Genomic DNA, 2356 nt, shown 5'->3' with positions numbered 1-2356 from the left:
GAACCCATCCAATCCTTTTCAACAAAGCGTCTGGGTCACGCGGCCACCGTCGGTCGCCGACGAGCGGGAGATGCATGTCAGTAACGAAATCACGCGCGTCACCGGCGGCGTGATCGTGGACTTACCCAAGGACTGGCAGCTGGAAAGCGACTACACCTGGACTCGCAACAAAGCCGTCTTCGGTAGCTTCGGCCTGTTCTTCGACACCATTCCGCAGGGCATTACCAGCGGCGCGATCAATCCGTTTCTGGACACGCTGGCCAATCCCGTCGACCTGAATTACTACGGCGGCAATTACCTCGGCACATCGCCCTCGCAGCTCGATAACGTCGCGTTGCGAGTGACTGGACCGTTGGGTCATCTGCCGGCGGGTAGTCCGATGCTGTCGCTCGGGCTGGAGTACCGAGAGGAAAGCATGCGGCACGCGTCGTATCTGTGGAATTTCGCCAACTTTCCGAGTTCGAATTTGAATCGGCAATACCTGCCCAAGTCGCAGCAGGTGTTGAGCGCCTATGCCGAAATGAAGATTCCCTTGATCTCCAAGGCGAATCGAGTGCCACTGGTGCACGAGCTGGATTTGCAACTGTCGGCCCGCACCGAGCGCTTCGATGTGAAGACCGGCACTACATATATCGAGACGCCGGGCGCCGCAGTGGTCGACGAGTCGGTGGAGTACAGCTCCACCAATCCGACCATCGGTCTGCGCTACAAACCCATCGAACAGTTGATGTTCCGTGCCAGCTACGCAACCGGCTTCCTGCCGCCGGACTACAGTCAGTTCCTGGCGCCGACCCTGGGTGGCACCGACACTCGCGGGCCGAGCGCGACGGTCAACGTCATCGATCCGTTGCGGGGTAACGAGTTGGTCGCGACGCAGTTCATTTCCGGCGGCAATCCGGACATCAAACCGCAAGAATCGACCAGCTGGAGCCTGGGTGTGGTGTGGACGCCGCCGTTTCTCGAAGGCCTGCGCGCCAACCTGGAATGGTATCGCCTGGAGCTGGAGAACGTCGCAACCCGGCCCACGGCACAACAGATCGTCACGTTGGCCAATCAATTCCCGAATCGAGTGCAGCGTGCTGCCGCGCTGCCGGGCGACCCGTACGGTGTCGGCAGAATCACCTTGGTGGATTTCAGTCTGCTCGGTGCCAATCGATTACAGACCGAAGGTTTCGATCTGAGCTTGGATTATCAGGTGCCGGTGATGGACTGGGGCACGCTGCGACTGTCGGCCAGCGGCACGCTGATTCGTTACTTCGAGCGGCAGGCGTCCATCGTCGCGCCGTTGCAGGATGTCACCAACCAGATTGCTTACGACGGTCCGCTGGAGCGCAAGGGCAACTTCGGTATCGGCTGGAGCAAGGATGCCTGGAAGGTCGACTGGACCATGAGCTACTTCGGTTCCTACGAGCAGTACGCTGTGGGTGGCGTGACTGCGTATGTCCAGGCGCAAGGTTCGCGGACGATTCCGAGTCAGAGCTATCACGACGTAGTGTTCACCTATGGTTGGGATGAGGACGCCAGCTCGTCGCTGCTGTCGGGTGTGACGCTGCAATTCGGCGTCAACAATGTCTTCGACAAGGTGCCACCGCTGGATGTTTTCTACAGCTCCAGCAGCTACTACAGCCCGTTCGGCGATCCGCGCCTGAGAGAGTACCGGCTGTCGCTCAGCAAGCGCTTCTGAACGCGCGCGGCGGGGTCGCGATTGGTAGCGACTCCGCCGTTCCCTCCGCCAAGGTGCGATCAATGAATTTTCACGGTTTCATCGTGGGCGCGCTGCTTTCTTTGGCCGCGCTCGACGCGGCTGCGCGTCCTTATCGAATCGACGATCTGGACCGAATCGAAAACGTTGCCAATGTGCAGTTGTCGCCGGACGGTCAGTGGGTGCTGTACTCCGTCGACAGCGTCGATGTGGCAAGCGACGGTCGGCGCACTGGCCTCTGGCTGACGCGTTGGGACGGTGGCGAGCCGGTTCGCCTGACGCGAGCCACCGAATCCGCGAGTACGCCTCGTTGGAGCCCCGATGGTCGTTGGATCAGTTTTCTGCGCGCTGGCGACGGCGCGGCGCGTGGCAGTCAGCTATGGCTGTTGGATCGCACGTCATCCGGCGAGGCACGGCGAGCAACTGATATTCCCGGTGGAATCGGCGACTACATCTGGTCGCCCGATTCGCGACGTATTGCGGTGTTGTATCGAGAAGAACTGCCGCTGCGCAAGGATGCCAGCGGTAAAGAGATTTCCGGTCCGTGGCTGGTCGATAGAGCGCGCTTCAAGGAAGACGGCGGCGTCGGCTATTTACACGATCGCATCAAGCCCACGCGCATTTACCTGTACGACCTGGAGCAGAAGTCGTTCG

2 protein-coding genes are annotated in these 2356 nt (G+C 60.5%); both read left to right on the top strand.

Annotation, left to right across the window (positions count from 1 at the left end; genetic code table 11):
- The coding region (locus tag JNL55_RS06095) for a TonB-dependent receptor (protein ID WP_293850734.1) at window positions 1-1684 on the top strand (1684 nt) is incomplete at its 5' end.
- Window positions 1685-1746: 62 nt separating this feature from the next.
- On the top strand, window positions 1747-2356 hold a 610-nt coding region (locus tag JNL55_RS06090), incomplete at its 3' end, for a TolB family protein (RefSeq protein WP_293850731.1).

Source organism: Steroidobacter sp. (assembly GCF_016790065.1).
Classification (GTDB): domain Bacteria; phylum Pseudomonadota; class Gammaproteobacteria; order Steroidobacterales; family Steroidobacteraceae; genus Steroidobacter.
This window is presented reverse-complemented; position numbering and strand designations above follow the sequence as displayed.